The sequence below is a fragment of the Streptococcus cuniculipharyngis genome, from assembly GCF_007859195.1.
Classification (GTDB): Bacteria; Bacillota; Bacilli; order Lactobacillales; family Streptococcaceae; genus Streptococcus; species Streptococcus cuniculipharyngis.
In genome coordinates, this window is the sequence record NZ_VOHL01000001.1 from 47,744 (window position 1) to 65,611 (window position 17,868).

Annotated in this window: 15 protein-coding genes; 8 read left to right on the forward strand and 7 right to left on the reverse strand. The window is 43.2% G+C overall.

Annotated elements, in window-relative coordinates; all coding sequences use genetic code 11:
• Positions 1–45: 45 nt before the first annotated feature.
• On the reverse strand, positions 46–726 hold the full coding sequence (locus FRX57_RS00230) for a hypothetical protein (protein WP_146565496.1): 681 nt from the start codon (positions 724–726) through the stop codon (positions 46–48).
• A 162-nt stretch (positions 727–888) separates the two neighbouring features.
• Here FRX57_RS00230 and rnc point away from each other — a divergent pair, with 162 nt between their 5' ends.
• From rnc to ftsY, 4 genes are read left to right on the forward strand one after another with little or no spacing between them, the layout of a single operon-like run.
• Positions 889–1,602, forward strand: a complete 714-nt coding sequence (gene rnc / locus FRX57_RS00235; RefSeq protein ID WP_146565498.1) for a ribonuclease III — start codon at positions 889–891, stop codon at positions 1,600–1,602.
• Entirely contained in the window at positions 1,583–5,125 is a 3,543-nt protein-coding gene (gene smc / locus FRX57_RS00240) for a chromosome segregation protein SMC (protein WP_146565500.1), read from the forward strand. Before rnc ends, smc begins: the two co-directional genes overlap by 20 nt.
• A 12-nt stretch (positions 5,126–5,137) precedes the next feature.
• Entirely contained in the window at positions 5,138–5,962 is an 825-nt protein-coding gene (locus FRX57_RS00245; RefSeq protein ID WP_146565503.1) for a Cof-type HAD-IIB family hydrolase, read from the forward strand.
• Positions 5,962–7,227, forward strand: a complete 1,266-nt coding sequence (ftsY, locus tag FRX57_RS00250; RefSeq protein WP_146565505.1) for a signal recognition particle-docking protein FtsY — start codon at positions 5,962–5,964, stop codon at positions 7,225–7,227. The genes FRX57_RS00245 and ftsY overlap by 1 nt, the downstream gene beginning before the upstream one ends.
• A 29-nt stretch (positions 7,228–7,256) precedes the next feature.
• On the opposite strand, the gene FRX57_RS00255 is transcribed toward ftsY, so the two are convergent.
• The 5 genes from FRX57_RS00255 to nrdH all read right to left on the reverse strand — a co-directional run bounded on the left by FRX57_RS00255 (position 7,257) and on the right by nrdH (position 11,436).
• Positions 7,257–7,622, reverse strand: coding sequence for a VOC family protein (locus FRX57_RS00255; protein WP_246100854.1), 366 nt, complete (start codon positions 7,620–7,622; stop codon positions 7,257–7,259).
• 97 nt (positions 7,623–7,719) lie between these two features.
• A complete protein-coding gene (gene nrdF, locus FRX57_RS00260; RefSeq protein WP_146565509.1) occupies positions 7,720–8,682 on the reverse strand; it encodes a class 1b ribonucleoside-diphosphate reductase subunit beta in 963 nt (320 codons plus the stop codon).
• 15 nt (positions 8,683–8,697) lie between these two features.
• Positions 8,698–10,857 carry a class 1b ribonucleoside-diphosphate reductase subunit alpha gene (nrdE, locus tag FRX57_RS00265; RefSeq protein WP_146565511.1) on the reverse strand — a complete coding sequence of 720 codons (2,160 nt, stop codon included), beginning with the start codon at positions 10,855–10,857 and terminating at the stop codon, positions 8,698–8,700.
• Positions 10,847–11,215: a class Ib ribonucleoside-diphosphate reductase assembly flavoprotein NrdI gene (nrdI, locus tag FRX57_RS00270; RefSeq protein ID WP_146565513.1), complete on the reverse strand. Its 369-nt coding sequence runs from the start codon at positions 11,213–11,215 to the stop codon at positions 10,847–10,849. The genes nrdE and nrdI overlap by 11 nt, the downstream gene beginning before the upstream one ends.
• Entirely contained in the window at positions 11,212–11,436 is a 225-nt protein-coding gene (gene nrdH / locus FRX57_RS00275; RefSeq protein WP_146565515.1) for a glutaredoxin-like protein NrdH, read from the reverse strand. The genes nrdI and nrdH overlap by 4 nt, the downstream gene beginning before the upstream one ends.
• 337 nt (positions 11,437–11,773) lie before the next feature.
• Between nrdH and FRX57_RS00280 the strand changes: the two genes are divergently transcribed.
• From FRX57_RS00280 to FRX57_RS00295, 4 genes are all read left to right on the forward strand, one after another.
• Complete coding sequence (locus FRX57_RS00280; RefSeq protein ID WP_146565517.1) at positions 11,774–12,037, forward strand: phosphocarrier protein HPr; 264 nt, start codon at positions 11,774–11,776, stop codon at positions 12,035–12,037.
• A 1-nt stretch (position 12,038) separates the two neighbouring features.
• The gene (gene ptsP, locus FRX57_RS00285; RefSeq protein ID WP_146565518.1) at positions 12,039–13,772 is read left to right on the forward strand and encodes a phosphoenolpyruvate--protein phosphotransferase; all 1,734 of its coding nucleotides are present in this window, start codon (positions 12,039–12,041) and stop codon (positions 13,770–13,772) included.
• A 161-nt stretch (positions 13,773–13,933) separates the two neighbouring features.
• Positions 13,934–15,361: an NADP-dependent glyceraldehyde-3-phosphate dehydrogenase gene (locus FRX57_RS00290; RefSeq protein ID WP_146565520.1), complete on the forward strand. Its 1,428-nt coding sequence runs from the start codon at positions 13,934–13,936 to the stop codon at positions 15,359–15,361.
• A gap of 74 nt (positions 15,362–15,435) precedes the next feature.
• Complete coding sequence (locus FRX57_RS00295; protein ID WP_146565522.1) at positions 15,436–16,689, forward strand: polysaccharide deacetylase family protein; 1,254 nt, start codon at positions 15,436–15,438, stop codon at positions 16,687–16,689.
• Positions 16,690–16,732: 43 nt separating this feature from the next.
• On the opposite strand, the gene FRX57_RS00300 is transcribed toward FRX57_RS00295, so the two are convergent.
• The gene (locus tag FRX57_RS00300) at positions 16,733–17,833 is read right to left on the reverse strand and encodes a DEAD/DEAH box helicase (RefSeq protein ID WP_146565524.1); all 1,101 of its coding nucleotides are present in this window, start codon (positions 17,831–17,833) and stop codon (positions 16,733–16,735) included.
• Positions 17,834–17,868 lie beyond the last annotated feature (35 nt).

The window sequence follows — 17,868 nt, forward strand, 5'->3', positions numbered from 1 at the left end:
GATGACAAAGAAGCGACCTTCACTGGAAGGCCGCTTTTGTGATTGTCAATCATGGTCAATTATTTTTTCTAAGACCCTTTGGGGTTCTGTTAGCATGAGCAGATGGTCTTCTTGGCTAATGGGCCTGTGGGCTAGTCCTATCGGCCTACTTGAGAAAATACAGATTTCCTCTATTTGGTTTAATACGGTTGTCAGTTCCGCTGCGATATCCAAATTAGAATAGATAGAAAGGTAGGCTAGGGTATTTTTGGTGTTAAGTTTGGGCCTATAGCGTCCATTGTGGACGATTAAATTGCCAGTCAAAATCTCCAATAATTGGGTGTCGTTTTTTTCATCATCAGACAGCATCTCATCATAGTAATCGGATAAGTACTGATAAGTGACATCTTCTAGGTCGGCAAAGGTCTCCTTGAGCTCCTCTAAGGAGGGCATCTGATCAAGACCATCAATCATCAGGACTTGTTTTACGACTAGATGATGATGTTTCAAACAGCTGATTAAGGCTGCTGTCCCATAAGAGGAGGTAATGACCCAACCATTTTTTGAAAGCTGACTGAGGCGGTGCTTGATCCGTCTGTTAATCTCATCTTCTGAAATGATGTCAAAGGAATCGTTCAAAAAGTCAATGATGTCAATAGATTTTTCTTGAAATCTCTTGTCTTTTAGTAGTTTGTTCCAGACCTTCTTACTCCAGCCCAAGGGCGAGATAAATAGATAATCAATCATTGGCAGTCCTCCCTCTTATCATCCTGATAAGGCTATGATAGATGATTTTAGCTTATTGGTCAAGAAAATGACTAAGCCCTGCGAGAAGAAATCAGAAAATCTCCCTTAAAAAGCAAGATTTTGTTATAATAAAAGTATGTTAACTATAGAAAAGGAGTGTTTATGAAGGCACTAGAAGACAAAATTCGTCGTGATTTTGGCATTGTTTTTTCCGATTCCAATCTTTTAAAAACAGCTTTTACTCATACCAGCTATGCCAATGAGCACCGCCTCCTAAAGGTTTCACATAATGAACGTTTGGAATTTTTAGGAGACGCTGTTTTACAGTTGCTAATCTCACAATACCTGTTTAAAAAATATCCTAATCAGGCAGAAGGAGACCTGTCAAAAATGCGGTCTATGATTGTGCGGGAGGAAAGCTTGGCTAGCTTTTCACGTCAATTGGGTTTTTCAGAATACATCTTGCTCGGGCGGGGTGAGGAGCGTTCGGGAGGAAGAGAGCGAGCGACTATTCTAGGGGACTTATTTGAAGCCTTCTTGGGGGCTTTATTGCTAGATAAGGGGGTAGAAACTGTTTCGAACTTTATCAACCAGGTCATGATTCCGCAAATTGAACAGGGGAATTTTGAAAAAGTTCGAGATTATAAGACTCACTTGCAGGAATTATTACAGGCTAAGGGGGAAGTTGACATTGACTATCAAGTAGTTGGTGAAACAGGTCCTGCCCATGCCAAGACTTTTGAAGTTTTAGTTCGCGTCAACCAGAAGGAGATTAGCCTTGCCAAGGGACGCTCTAAAAAATTAGCAGAGCAGGAAGCTGCTAAAAAGGCCCTAGAACGATTAGAACGAGGGGATTATGTTTTTAAAAGCGATTGAAATGCAAGGCTTTAAGTCATTTGCTGATAAGACTAAAATTAGCTTTGAACCTGGGGTAACAGCAGTTGTTGGCCCCAATGGTTCAGGAAAAAGTAATATCACTGAAAGTTTACGTTGGGCCCTTGGGGAGTCCAGTGCCAAAAGTTTACGCGGCGGCAAGATGCCAGATGTTATTTTTGCTGGAACAGAGAATCGTCATGCTTTGAATTATGCCCAAGTCACAGTTGTTTTGGATAATTCGGATGCTTTTATTGCTCACGCGGCTTCAGAAATTCGAGTGGAACGACATGTGTATCGCAATGGTGACAGTGATTATTTGATTGATGGTAAAAAGGTTCGCTTACGCGATATCCATGATTTATTTATGGATACAGGTTTAGGGCGGGATTCATTTTCCATTATCTCCCAAGGACGGGTGGAGGCTATTTTCAATAGTAAACCAGAGGAGCGGCGAGCTATTTTTGAGGAGGCTGCTGGCGTTTTAAAATATAAAACCCGTAAAAAAGAAACTGAACAAAAATTGGGGCAAACCCAGGATAATTTAGATCGTCTCGAGGATATTATTTATGAGTTGGAATTGCAGGAGCAGCCACTCAGACAACAGGCTGAGGTGGCCCAGACCTTTTTGAGGTTAGATGGTGATCGTCAGCAGTTACAACTCAATCTTTTGGTTGCAGATGTTCAACAGGTTAATCAAGCCTTGGCAGATAACCAGTACCAGCTGGCTCAGGTAAAAAAAGAACTAACAGGCTACTACCAGCAAAGGGATGAGTTGGAGACAAGCAACCAGGTCTTGAAGGAAAAACGTCAGTCCCTACAAGGTAAGCAGGAGAGTTTACAGAAGGACTTGTTAGAGAATACCCGACTGTTGGCGGATTTGAGACGGCAAATGGATTTGGCAAAGCTCGCATCTTCGCAAAAATCAGAACAAAAATTATCAGTGCAGAAACAACAGGCTGACTTGCAGGAACAGAAAATCAAGTTGACCGGTCTGATTGCAGATAAGGTAGAAAAGCTTGAACAGATTAATCAGGACCTAGACCAGGTTAGGCACCATTTGCAAGCGTTGGAGAAGGAGTTGATCCAGTATTCATCGACTCCAGACCAGATGATGGAAGAACTAAGGGAACAATTTCTGGAATTGATGCAAACAGAAGCTGATTTGTCCAATGAGTTAACGGCCTTGCAAGCTACCCTGTCCAGTCAGGAAGAGCAGTCGCGACAAAAATCCGTCGCTTTGGAACAGCTACAGGTGGAACATGACCAAGTGACCCGGGATTACCAAATGGCGGCAGAGAGCCTAGCTGAAAGTCGCTCTCAGCTTGATCAGTTATTGGCAACCTACCAGAGCTTGCAAAAGAGTTTGGCAGAAAAAGAAAGTACCTATCGCCAGAAACAAACCGCCTTATTTGACTTGATGGATGAGATGAAAACCAAAAAAGCCCGTCATCAGAGTTTGACAGGCATTTTGAAAAATCATAGTCATTTTTATGCCGGGGTCAAATTTATTTTGCAACAGGCCGCAGATATTGGTGGCATTGTTGGAGCAGTTAGTGAACATGTTAGCTTTGATTTAACCTATCGGACAGCCATGGAGGTTGCCTTGGGAGCTAGCAGCCAGCATATTATTGTGGCAGATGAGGGGGCAGCTAAGCGCTCTATTGACCTCTTGAAAAAAAATCGTCAAGGGCGGGCAACCTTTTTACCACTGACGACGATTAAGCCTCGTCAAATTCCTCCCCATCAATTAGCCATTTTACAAAAAAGTCCTGGTTTTTTAGGGGTAGCTAATGATTTGGTAACCTATGACCAAAGTGTGTCAGTTATTTTTGGCTACCTCTTAGGGGCAATAGCTGTGTTTGAAAACTTGGATCAGGCCAATCAAGCGGCTCGACACTTAGGCTATCAACTACGATTGGTGACCTTGGATGGTAGTGACTTGCGACCAGGAGGTTCTTTTGCTGGTGGTGCCAATCGGCAAAACAATATGACCTTTATCAAGCCTGAATTAGAAGAGCTAACCAAGGAATTAAGCCGGCAAGAGCAGGCTATTCAAGTGGCTGAAAGTGACTTAGGGAAGGACCAGGCAGAATTGGCAGGCTTGACTAATCATTTGGCGGAAATCAAGGAAGAAGGGGAACAGGCTCGCTTGGTGGAGCAAAAATCTCGCTTGGAGCATGAACAACTGGAGCAGCGCCTGGCGGATCTGACTAGCTTATTGGCAAGGAATCAAGGGGATCATCAAGAGGAAATTAGAGCGGACTTGATTCAGCGACAAAGGGTTTTAGAAGGTCGTTTGCTTGACGTAGAAGAAGCAAAAAGTCGTTTAACACAAGAGTTGAATCAGATCAAGGATAACAAGGACCATGTCCAAGAACGCTTGGCTGCTCTAAGAGAGCAAGTTCAGGAGACCAAGTTAAGGGAGCGTGATCTCGTTAGTGCCAATCGTTTTGAGCGAGCTAATTTAAACCAATTAGAAGAGGACGTCAAGCAACTAAGTCATCAATTGACTAAGATTGACCAGCAGCTTCAAACTTACGCTCAGGAGGACAATCCCAAATATCTGGCACAAATTCAGGAAGAATTGGTTCGCCTTGAAGGGCTAAAGAATCAACAGGAACAGGCCAATATTCGACAGAAATTAGAACTGGAGGATTGCGATGCGGCCCTGGAGGAAGTAGCGGAACGTCTCTTAAGGTCAGGTCAGAAAAATGAAGAGTTGATTCGAGCGCAGACACAGCTAGAATTGGCCATTGATGGTCAAACGAATCAACTTCGCCAGTTTGCCCATCAATTGGCTGAGGATTATCAAATGAGTTTTGATGAAGCCAAGGAAGCAGCCCAGGTCTTATCAGATTTTCAGCTAGCTCGTCAGCAATTAAAGGCCTTGGTCAAGGAAATCAAGGTCTTGGGTTCAGTTAATTTAGAGGCTATTCAGCAGCATCAAGAAGTGAAACAGCGCTTGACTTTTTTGACTAATCAAAAAGAAGATTTGGTGGAAGCCAAGCGATTGTTAACCACAACGATTGATGAGATGAACAATGACGTTAAGGAACGTTTTAAGGCTAGTTTTGAAGCTATTCGTCAGAGTTTTAAACACACCTTTAAGCAGATGTTTGGTGGCGGTAGCAGTGACCTCATTCTTACCGAACAGGATTTGTTGACTGCGGGGATTGAGATTTCTGTGCAACCGCCTGGCAAAAAGATTCAGTCCCTCAATTTGATGAGTGGGGGAGAAAAAGCCCTGTCAGCTCTAGCTCTGTTATTTGCTATTATTCGGGTAAAAACCATTCCTTTTGTGATTTTGGACGAGGTGGAAGCAGCTCTGGATGAAGCAAATGTGAAGCGTTTTGGCGACTATCTCAATCGTTTTGATAAGTCAAGTCAATTTATTGTTGTGACTCACCGCAAGGGAACCATGGCTGCCGCTGACAGTATTTATGGGGTGACCATGCAGGAGTCAGGAGTGTCAAAAATTGTGTCGGTCAAGTTGGCTGAAGCAGAAAAATTGATGACTAAGTAGAGGGAGAAATAGATGGAAGAAATCAAATTATTAGCCTTGGATTTGGACGGTACCTTGTTAACCAGCCAAAAAGAAGTGACGTTGGCCAATCGTCTAGCCTTGCAGGCAGTCAAAGACTTGGGAATTAAGGTGGTCCTGACAACTGGACGGCCATTGAAGGCTATTGAGCATTTGTTGGCAGATTTGGATTTGCTTAAGGAGGATGATTATAGCATCACCTTTAATGGTGGCTTGGTTCAATCAAATACGGGGCAGATTTTGGCAAAGAGTGAATTGAGTATGGCAGAGTTGGAAGAGATTTATCAGGCCTTGCAGGCTCTTGATTTACCCATGGATATTTTAAGTGAGGGGACGGTTTACAGCTTAGCCAGTCAGACCCGTCAGTCGCTCTATCCCAAAGTTAATCCCATGTTAGACTTTGTTGAGATTAGTGCTTTGGCAGATTTACCGAAAAATGCTGTCTTTAACAAGGCAGTCTGTGTTTATGAGCAGGCCATTTTGGATCAAGAAGTTAGTAACTTACCAGCCAGTTTGGCGGACAAGTTTGAATTGTTTAAGTCACGCGATATTGTCTTTGAAATCATGCCCAAGGGTGTGCACAAGGCTGTCGGCTTGGACCTGTTGACCAAACATCTGGGCCTAACCGCCGCCCAAGTCATGGCCATGGGCGATGAAGAAAATGACATGACCATGTTAGGTTGGGCTGGCCTGGGTGTGGCCATGGCTAATGCTAGCCAGCAGGTCAAGGCAGTCGCAGCTGCCGTGACCAGTCGCACCAATGAAGAGTCAGGAGTAGCTGAAGCCATTGAACGTTATATTTTGAAAGGAAGAGAGTGATGGGATTATTTGATCGTTTATTTGGTCAAGACCTAACCGACCAAGAGGAAGAAACAGTAGAGCTTGCGGAGCGTGAACAGACGGAGCAAGATAACCAGTTTACAGAAGAAGATGTCATGGCCAAGTTGGCCCGTCTCCGCCAAGAATTTGCCCAACAGGAAGCAGAAAAAAATAGCAGAGCTGACGACCAGCCAGAGGAGGAATTAAACAGCCATTCTGACCAAGGAGACTTGTCTGAGGAGTTTAGTCCGAGTGGCCAGCTAGTTGAGGCGGAGCAGTCAGTAGGGGCAGAACCAGTAAGTTCTGAGACAGAGGATGAGAGCTCCCTTGCTGGTCAGGAAACTGAGACCGAAAAATATCATCGCACCCTATCTAAGACCAGAACTGGTTTTGGTGCCAAATTAAATGCCTTTTTCGCTCAATTCCGTCGGGTTGATGAAGAATTTTTTGAGGAATTAGAAGAATTACTCATCATGTCAGATGTGGGGGTCAAGGTGGCCACCAATTTGACAGAAGCCCTACGCTATGAAGCCAAGCTAGAGAAGGCCAAGAAACCAGAAGAATTACGTCGAGTCATCATTGAAAAGTTAGTTGACATCTATGAAAAAGACGGTCATTTTAATGAAGCCGTCAATATGCAAGAAGGGCTGACCGTTATGATGTTTGTTGGTGTCAATGGTGTCGGTAAAACCACTTCCATCGGTAAACTAGCCTATAGTTATAAGCAGCAAGGCAAGAAAGTCATGCTAGTAGCAGCTGATACCTTCCGTGCAGGAGCTGTTGCCCAGTTGGTTGAATGGGGGCGTCGAGTGGGGGTTCCCGTGGTGACAGGGGCTGAAAAATCAGACCCTGCTAGCGTGGTCTATGATGGTGTTGCCCAAGCAGTGGCGGAAGAGGTTGATGTCTTGATGATTGACACGGCTGGTCGCTTGCAAAACAAAGATAATCTCATGGCTGAATTGGAAAAAATGGGGCGGATTATCAAGCGGGTGGTCCCAGATGCCCCTCATGAAACCCTCCTGGCACTGGATGCCTCAACTGGTCAAAATGCCCTCAGTCAGGCCAAGGAGTTTTCAAAAATTACCCCGTTGACAGGGCTAGTTTTGACCAAATTAGACGGTACGGCTCGTGGTGGTGTGGTCCTTGCCATTCGAGAAGAATTGGATATTCCGGTTAAATTTATCGGTTTTGGCGAGAAGATTGATGACATTGGTCTCTTTAATTCAGAAGAATTTGTCAAAGGCCTGCTAGATGGTCTGGTATAAGCAAAAAATCCTTGGAAAATCCAAGGATTTTAGCTTTCTCTAATGGTATAGAAGTGGCCACTAGGTGATTGAAAATTAAAGTTTTTAAAAGGAAGGGGATTTAAATCACTGACCTGGTTAGTGATTTTTTTGACCTTTTGATAGATGGTTTCAATGTCGGAGCTAGTAAATAAGAGATTGGGCTGATTGGTAGCAATACTTGGCGAATACCGTTCAATAAATGAGAGGGAATAAACGGTAAAGGAACAATTCGACTGCTCACTAACTCGCATGTCAAAGGTTGGATAGCCTAGAACCTCCTGTTCATTTTCAATAATGAAACCCAGTTGCTGCCAAAATGCTTTCTCTGCGTCAACGTCTTTGACATAGAGCATAATTTTAAACTCATTATTCATGATGGTCTCCTCAGCTTGTGATATGTTCTATCTTATCAAAAATATGATAAAATAGCTATAAAAACTACCAGCAGACCTAATCTCTGGTAGTTTTTAATTAATTTTCTAGGCCAATCAAATAGTCGCTATCCTGCATGGCCTCAACGGTTCCAAGTAGATAACCATTTCCCACCTGACTAAAGAAGTCATGGTTGCTGGTTCCTGTTGAAATACCATTCATGACAATAGGGTTGACATCATTGGCAGTATCAGGAAAAAGGGGATTTTGCCCTAAATTCATCAAGGCCTTGTTGGCATTGTAGCGCAGGAAGGTCTTGACTTCCTCGGTCCAGCCGACACCATCATAGAGGTATTCGGTGTAGGCTTCTTCGTTTTCGTAGAGGGTATAGAGCAGGTCATACATCCAGTCACGGAGTTTTTCTTGCTCTCTTTCGTCCAATTCGTTAAAGCCAAGCTGGAATTTATAGCCGATATAGGTGCCGTGGACAGATTCATCACGGATAATCAGCTTAATGATTTCGGCCACGTTAGGCAGTTTGTTGTTGCCCAAATAATAAAGCGGGGTAAAGAAACCAGAGTAGAAAAGGAAGGTTTCAAGGAAAACGCTGGCTACTTTTTTCTCCAAGGGACTACCATGCTTGTAAATTTCATTGACAATCTCTGCCTTCTTCTGCAAGTAAGGATTTTCAGCTACCCAGTCAAAAATCTCCTCAATTTCTGACTTAGTGTTCAGGGTTGAAAAGATTGACGAATAAGACTTGGCATGAACCGACTCCATAAATTCAATATTGTTGAGCACAGCTTCTTCATGAGGGGTACGGACATCTTTTTTAAGGGCTGCCATCCCACTTTCTGACTGGACGGTATCAAGCAGGGTCAAACCACCAAAAACCTTGCCGACCAAGTCCTTTTCCATGTCGGAGAGCTTACGCCAGTCGTCCAAATCATTGGAAAGAGGAATTCTTGTATCTAACCAAAACTGTTCGGTCAGCTTTTCCCAGGTGGATTTATCAACGGAATCTTCAATTTCGTTCCAGTTAATTGCGTTATAGTAGGTCATTAGTAACTCCTTTTTCTAAATCACACAGCTTTCGCATTGATTTGAGCCAACCTCTTCGCCATCATCAGTAAAGGTACGGATGTAGTAGATGGATTTGATGCCCTTGTTAAAGGCATAGTGGCGAAGAATTGACAGGTCACGAGTGGTTTGTTTGGTTTCCGTTTTCCATTCGTAAATGCCCATCGGAATTTCACTACGCATAAAGAGGGTCATGGATAGGCCTTGGTCAACGTGTTCAGTGGCTGCCGCATAGACATCGATGACTTGACGCATGTCCATGTCATAGGCAGATGTATAGTAGGGAATGGTGTCGGTTGAAAGACCATTGGCAGGGTAGTAGATTTTACCGATTTTCTTCTCTTGCCGTTCTTCAATCCGTTGTGTAATGGGATGGATAGAGGCTGAGCAGTCATTGATATAGCTGATTGACCCATTAGGGGCAACGGCTAGACGGTTTTGATGGTAAAGACCGTGGGCCATAACAGCTTGACGCAAGTTTATCCAGTCCTCAGCCTGCGGGATAAAGTGACCGGCAAAGAGTTCTTTAACCAAGTCTGATTGAGGGACAAATTGACCAGTGATATACTTGTCAAAATAGCTTCCATCGGCATAGGTTGATTTATCAAAATTGACAAAGGTTTTGCCCCGTTCACGAGCGATATTGTTGGACTCAACCAAGGTCCAATAGTTCATCAACATAAAGTAGATGCTAGTAAATTCGATGGACTCTGGGCTACCATAGGTCATGTGATGTTGGGCAAAATAACTATGCAAGCCCATGGCTCCAAGCCCGATGGTATGGGCTTGGTCATTGCCATTTTTGATGGTCGGCACAGCCTCAATGCTTGAAGCGTCAGTGACAAAGGTCAAGGCCCTAGTCATGGTGCGAATAGAGCGGCCAAAATCAGGTGAGGTCATCATGTTCAGCACATTGGTTGAACCAAGATTACATGAAATGTCTGTTCCTAGCTTGACAAATTCTTGCGCATCATTGATTTGACTAGGTGTTTGCACTTGGAGAATTTCTGAGCAGAGGTTACTCATGATGATTTTACCATCAATAGGACTGGTTCTGTTGGCGGTATCAACATTGATAATATAAGGATAGCCTGATTCTTGTTGGAGTTTGGAAATCTCTGTTTCTAAATCACGGGCCTTAATCTTGGTCTTAGTGATATTGGGATTAGCCACCAATTCATCGTACTTGCTGCTAATGTCAATATAACTGAAAGGCACACCGTATTCACGTTCAATGGAGTAGGGGCTAAACAGATACATGTCCTCATTATTACGAGCCAGTTCGTAGAATTTATCAGGGACAGTAATGCCTAGGGAGAGGGTTTTCACACGGATTTTTTCATCAGCATTTTCCTTTTTGGTAGAAAGGAAGTTGAGAATATCAGGGTGAAAAACATCCAAGTAAACCACGCCAGCCCCTTGGCGTTGGCCCAGCTGATTAGAATAAGAGAAACTATCCTCAAAGAGTTTCATGACAGGAACAACCCCGCTGGCTGCTCCGGCAAAGCCCTTGATAGGAGCACCGGCCTCACGCAGATTGCTTAGTGAGATACCGACACCCCCCCCGATACGGGATAATTGCAGGGCTGAATTGATGGAGCGACCGATGGCATTCATGTCGTCAGTCACTTGAATGAGGAAACAAGACACCAATTCGCCACGGCGGCTGCGACCGGCATTGAGGAAACTTGGGGTGGCGGGTTGATAGCGCTGATTAATCATTTCCATGGCCAAGTCACGCGCCAATTCTTCATTGCCATCAGCAAAATAAAGAGCATTAAAGAGGACCCGGTCTTCAATACTTTCGAGATAATAATGGCCATCATTGGTTTTGAGGGCATATTGCTGGTAGAATTTATAGGCCGCCATAAAGGACTTAAAGCGGAAGTTTTCATTCTTGAGAGCTTGAGCCAATTCTTCGATAAATTCAGGGCGATAGGCTTGAATAAAAGCTTCTTCCAAGTAGTCGTGCTCTAGTAAATAGGCAATTTTGTCGCTAATAGTAGCAAATGACTTGGTGTTTGGCAGAACATTCTCATGAAAGAAGGCTTTGAGAGCCTCTCTATCCTTGTGGAGAGGAATTTGCCCATTAACAGGGCGGTTAATTTCATTGTTGAGACGGAAATAGGATACGTCGGTCAGATTTTTAAGACTCATGGGATAAGATTCCTTTTACATATTCAAGATCTTGGTCAGTTCCATTAAATTCAAATTCATGAAGAATGGGGAGACCATAGGTTTGAGCGTAGCGTCTTGCGGTTTTACAAAATTCTGGGCCAAAGTTGCGGTTTCCAGAGCCCAGCAATCCTTGACAAAGGGCGACATTCTCTGTTAAAAAGTCGTCAACCAGTTCAACATCACTATCATCATAGCTAGGGACAAGCAAGATAAAAGGGCTAGTCATTCTTGGATAGTTAGCAGTAGACTTGAGTTCGATACTGGTATCCAATAAGCCCAACTTGTCAACAAAACGACGACATTGGCCGGTTAACGAGTAAAAAACAAGTGTAATCATAGAAGCTCTTTCAATTTGTCTGGTTGGAAGCCAGAAAAGACTAAATCACCAGCTTCTATGACAGGGGCCGCTGTAAAACCAAGATTCTTCACATAGTCAATGTATTGGGGCTCTTCATCTAGATTAATTTCCCTATAGCTAAGGTTTTTGTCGTCTAAAAATTTCTTAGTCATCTTACATTGCACGCAATTATTCTTGGAAAAAACGGTTACAGTTGACATTCTTTTGTTCTCCTTATATTCATTTGGCTAGACCAAAATTTTACCCTACTATCATACCTAAAAAAGGGAGAGATTGCAATAAAAAAATTTCAAGATATAGTGTTTGATGTTCTGCTCACCTACTATATCTTGTGTTATTCCTTGAAAATCCCCATGTTGAAGGGAGAGGAGGAGAGGTCTTGAAACAATATATGTAAATAGTGAAAATATGAAAAGGAAATTTAGGAAGTAAGAGCATTTTATACTTGATAAAAAAAGATTAGTGTGCTATAATTTATCATTGTAAGGGTTATCATGAATAACTCAAAAAATTAGTAGAATTAAAAGGAGAACCATTATGGCTTCAAAAGATTTCCACATTGTGGCAGAAACAGGTATTCATGCACGTCCAGCAACTTTGCTTGTTCAAGCAGCTAGCAAATTTGCTTCAGACATCACGCTTGATTACAAAGGGAAAGCAGTTAACCTTAAATCAATCATGGGCGTTATGAGTCTTGGTGTAGGTCAAGGTGCAGATGTGACAATCTCAGCAGAAGGTGCAGATGCAGATGAAGCTCTTGCTGCTATTGAAGAAACAATGACAAAAGAAGGTTTGGTTTAATATGACAGAAATGCTAAAAGGAATTGCAGCATCTGATGGTGTTGCTGTTGCTAAGGCATATCTACTTGTTCAACCAGATTTGTCATTTGAAACAGTAACTGTTTCTGATACAAGTGTAGAAGAGGCTCGTTTAGATGCAGCTCTTGAAGCATCGCAAAACGAGCTTTCTCTTATCCGTGAAAAAGCAGTAGATAGCCTTGGTGAAGAAGCGGCAGCAGTATTTGATGCTCACTTGATGGTTCTTGCTGACCCAGAAATGATTGGTCAGATTAAGGAAACAATCCGTGCCAAACAAGTCAATGCAGAGACTGGTTTGAAAGAAGTGACGGACATGTTTATCACGATTTTTGAAGGCATGGAAGATAACCCATACATGCAAGAGCGTGCAGCAGATATCCGTGACGTGGCTAAGCGTGTGTTGTCACACTTGCTTGGTGTTAAATTGCCAAACCCTGCAACAATCAGTGAAGAGTCAATCGTGATTGCCCATGACTTGACACCATCTGATACGGCTCAACTTGATAAAAAATTTGTTAAGGCCTTTGTTACCAATATCGGTGGTCGTACCAGTCACTCAGCCATCATGGCTCGTACCCTTGAAATTGCTGCAGTTCTAGGAACAAACAACATTACGGAATTGGTTAAAGATGGTGATGTTCTAGCAGTTAACGGAATTACTGGTGAGGTTGTTATCAACCCAACAGAAGAGCAAATCGCTGACTTCAAGGCAGCAGGTGAAGCCTATGCCAAACAAAAGGCTGAGTGGGCTTTGTTGAAAGATGCTCAAACCGTAACTGCTGATGGTAAGCATTTTGAGTTAGCTGCCAATATCGGAACTCCGAAAGATGTTGAAGGTGTCAATGACAATGGTGCAGAAGCTGTCGGTCTTTATCGTACAGAATTCTTGTACATGGATTCACAAGACTTCCCAACAGAAGATGAGCAATATGAAGCTTACAAGGCTGTTCTTGAAGGCATGAATGGGAAACCAGTTGTCGTTCGTACCATGGACATTGGTGGCGATAAGGAATTACCATATTTTGATTTACCAAACGAAATGAACCCATTCCTTGGTTTCCGTGCCCTTCGTATCTCGATTTCTGAAACAGGGGATGCCATGTTCCGGACGCAAATCCGTGCCTTGCTTCGTGCTTCTGTTCACGGTCAATTACGTATCATGTTCCCAATGGTTGCCTTGTTGAAAGAATTCCGTGCGGCTAAGGTTGTCTTTGATGAAGAAAAAGCTAAATTGCAGGCAGAAGGCGTTGCTGTTGCTGATGATATCCAAGTGGGGATTATGATTGAAATTCCAGCGGCAGCCATGTTGGCTGACCAATTTGCCAAAGAAGTTGATTTCTTCTCAATCGGAACCAACGACTTGATTCAATACACCATGGCAGCAGACCGGATGAATGAACAAGTGTCTTATCTTTATCAACCATATAACCCATCAATCCTACGCTTGATTAACAATGTGATCAAGGCAGCCCACGCTGAAGGCAAATGGGCAGGTATGTGTGGAGAGATGGCTGGTGACCAACAGGCTGTACCACTTCTTGTGGGTATGGGACTGGATGAGTTCTCAATGAGTGCCACATCAGTTCTTCGGACACGTAGCTTGATGAAGCAGCTTGATACTGCTAAGATGCAAGAGTATGCTCACCGTGCTTTAACAGAATGTTCAACGGCAGAAGAAGTGCTTGCCCTTGAAAAAGAGTATGTTAATTTTGACTAAGTCATCAGTAGTCACCGATGATTAACAAGGTTTAGTTCTATAATGGAGGAACTAAACCTTTTTGTTGAAAAGACTGACAAAGAGCATTGAGATCTTGTCTGCTTGAAATAAGATGAAAAAGTCTTTATAATAGTAGTCAGTAAAGGTTAAAGGAGACAGTTATGTCAAAACAATACAAGAATTATATCAATGGCGAATGGAAGACTTCGGAAAAGGAGATTGCCATTTTTGCCCCTGCTGACAATGAAGCTCTAGGAACTGTACCTGCCATGAGTCAGGCTGAAGTTGATGATGCCATGGCAGCAGCTCGTGCGGCCCTACCAGCTTGGCGGAGTCTATCTTATGTGGAGCGTGCAGCTTACCTGCATAAAGTGGCTGACATTTTGGTTCGCGACCAGGAGAAAATTGGTGCGATTTTATCTAAGGAAGTTGCCAAGGGCTATAAGGCCGCTGTTAGTGAGGTTGTTCGGACAGCAGACATTATCCGTTATGCCGCTGAAGAAGGGGTTCGTCTATCTGGTGAGGTCCTTGAGGGGGGAAGTTTTGAAGCCGCTAGCAAGAAAAAAATTGCGGTGGTTCGTCGTGAACCTGTTGGAGTGGTCTTGGCCATTTCACCATTTAACTACCCAGTTAACTTGGCGGGTTCTAAGATTGCCCCAGCCTTGATTGGGGGAAATGTCGTTATGTTCAAGCCACCAACACAAGGTTCTATCTCAGGCTTGCTTTTGGCAGAAGCCTTTGTTGAAGCGGGCTTACCAGCAGGTGTCTTCAACACAATCACTGGCCGTGGGTCAGAAATTGGGGACTACATTGTTGAGCATCCAGAAGTTAACTTTGTCAACTTTACAGGCTCAACCCCAGTCGGTGAGCGGATTGGTCAGTTGGCTGGTATGCGTCCGATTATGTTGGAACTTGGTGGTAAGGATTCAGCCATTGTCTTAGAAGATGCTGATTTGGAATTGACTGCCAAGCAAGTGGTGGCAGGTGCTTTTGGTTACTCTGGTCAGCGTTGTACAGCAGTTAAGCGTGTCCTTGTGATGGACAGTGTAGCGGATAAACTAGCAGATTTGATTAAGGCAGAAGTGCTGAAGTTGAGCGTCGGGATGCCAGAAGATAATGCAGATATTACACCATTGATTGATACAGCGGCTGCTGATTTTATTCAAGGTTTGGTTGAGGATGCCGCTGATAAGGGGGCGACAGCCCTGACTGAATTTAAGCGTGAGGCTAATCTCATCACACCTGTCTTGTTTGACAAGGTGACCACAGACATGCGCTTGGCTTGGGAAGAGCCATTTGGGCCGGTTTTGCCAATCATTCGTGTGACTTCGGTTGAGGAGGCCATTGCCATTTCTAACCAATCAGAATATGGTTTGCAGGCGTCAGTCTTCACGCAAAACTTCCCACAAGCCTTTGCCATCGCAGAGCAGTTAGAAGTTGGAACGGTACATATTAACAACAAGACCCAACGGGGAACAGATAATTTCCCATTCTTGGGGGCTAAAAAATCAGGTGCGGGCGTGCAAGGGGTGAAATATTCTATTGAAGCCATGACCCAGGTCAAATCTGTTGTGTTTGACATTCAGTAAGTAGCCGTTAATCGTTTAGATGTAAGAAAAAGAAATCATTAGGAACTAGGGATTATTAGCAGAAGGTGAGGTAGATGAAAAAATATTTGGATTTGGCATTGGTCGTTTCAATCAGTCTCTTGTTGGGCCTACTCTTGTGGAACTCTGTTTTTAACTGGGTGGTGCAGCTTTCAGTGGCGCATGCCGTGAATGCCGAGAAAAAAATATCGCAAAAGAGTGTTAACATCAAGGTAGTTGACCAAACTAATGGCAAGGTTAATCCGGTTTACTACTTGAGTCCAACGGAAAAAGGGACACCAGTTTATGAGAATATGGTATTGGCCCCAAAAGCCATTCCAACTGATAAAAAAAATCCAAAGATAACTGTTGTTTACCCAACTGCTACCGATACTAGTCTTAAAGGGGTTAAGCAGCTAGAAATTCATCAGGTGACTTATGATAAAGGTCCTTTTGGAGTTAAAAATCGATCAGATAAGATTATTAACTCCATGCGGGTCAAGGGGGATAGCAGTCCCTTTAGCCTAGGCCATTTATTTAAGGATAATGGAAATGGCATGGAGCGTTTAGAAGAAGAATTGGCGGTTCTTTACCCAGAACAAGAAATTAAGGTTAGTCAGTCTGATGACTTTGACTATCAGAAAGGAAATCTGATATTAGCTGATGGTGTTAAAGTTCCTTTGAAAAATCTTTATGATGTGATTAATAGTGAGTATTTACAAGATAAGGATTTGGAAGCCTACCAGCAATATTTACGTGAAAATAAAATTTTTACAGAAAAGGTTGTTGCTCTAACACTCGACGATGGACCAAAGAGTGAAACCACTGCCCAAGCCCTAGCCATCTTAGAAGACTATAAGGTCAAGGCTACCTTTTATCTGGTTGGACAGAATATCGCCGGTAATGAGAACTTGTTGAAACAGATGAAAAAGGCAGGGCATGAGATTGGTAACCATAGTTGGGACCATAGTGATTTAAGTAAAATGAGTTTGGATCAGGTCAAGGCTTCTTTGGGTGCCACTAGTGATGCTGTCAAGGAGGTTCTTGGCCAAGGGACCAAAACCATGCGTCCTCCTTATGGTGCCAGCAATGACATTGTTCGAGCGGCTACCGCCCTCCCACCAGTTATGTGGACCGTCGATACCTATGATTGGCAGAATAAAAATCCAGACATGATTCTCCAAAATGTTAAGGAAGGTCTTCAGCCTGGTAGTGTGATCCTCATGCATGATATCCACCAATCAACGATTGATGCTCTGCCTGCTGTCCTAGATTACTTGATCAGCCAAGGTTATAAATTTGTTACGATTAGTGAACTTTATGGCTACTAAACTGATAAAAAACACCTCCCATCATCATGATGGGAGGTGTTTTTTATCGCTTACTCGGTTCGTTTTTAAGGAATAATTCCTGATTTTTGAGAATAACTTCTTGGGCTGAACAATATCTTTTTAATGTTTTGAGTTCTTCTGGATGGCTGATGAAGGTAATGACTGTTCCAGAGCGGCCCATGCGTCCTGTCCGACCACTACGGTGGGTGTAATCATCTAATTGACGTGGTAAGTCATAATTAATGACTAGGTCTAAGTCAGCAATATCAATGCCACGAGCGACCAAATCTGTTGCCAAGAGAAGCGAGAGGGCGCCTTGTTTGAATCTGTCAAGAATCACTTTACGATAGTTAACATTAACATCACTGGCGAGGGAAACAACATTGGCCCCGCTAAATTGTAGGCGTTCATCAACAGCACCGAGGTCAGAGAGATTGTTAAAAAAGACCAGGCCTCTGATATGAGGAATATTGGAAAATTTACGTAATAAATCAAGTCGTTGACGCTTGTCTACCTGGATATAGTAATGGTTTATCTTGTCCAATTCTATGGCTGAGAGGTCAATTTTTTGTGTTTTTGGTGCGAGCTGGCTAGCATCAATGCCCTGGGTTGCACTGACATAAATCATTTGGTGCTCACGTGGAACATGGTGAATGATTTTTTCGACGAAAGGGTATTGGGAATCGCCGAGTAGTTGGTCAAATTCATCTAAAATAATGGTTTGAACGGACATCATTTTTATTTTTTTGAGTTTTATTAGTTCAAAGACCCGGCCTGGTGTACCGATGAGAATTTCAGGTCCTTTTTTCAAGCGTTCAATTTGTCGTTTTTGACTGGATCCTGAAATGAAGAGCTGAGCATTGAGACCTAGAGGCTCTGCCCATTGTTTACAGATAGCAAAGATTTGTCCGGCAAGTTCAGTATTAGGGGCTAAAATCAAGAGTTGCTGACTTTTTCGGGGGCTTAGCTTAAGTAGGCTGGGCCAGAGGTAGGCAAGGGTTTTACCAGTTCCAGTAGGGCTAATGACGAGAAGGTTCTGGCCTTGTTGGATGGGATCAAAACTTTCTTTTTGGACTGGGGTCAGTTGGTTAAAACCAAGCTGGTGAAGTTGCTCTTGCCAACTATTTGGGAAACGCTTAATCATGTAAAAATCCTTATTTTTCTATTTTGTTCCTTTTA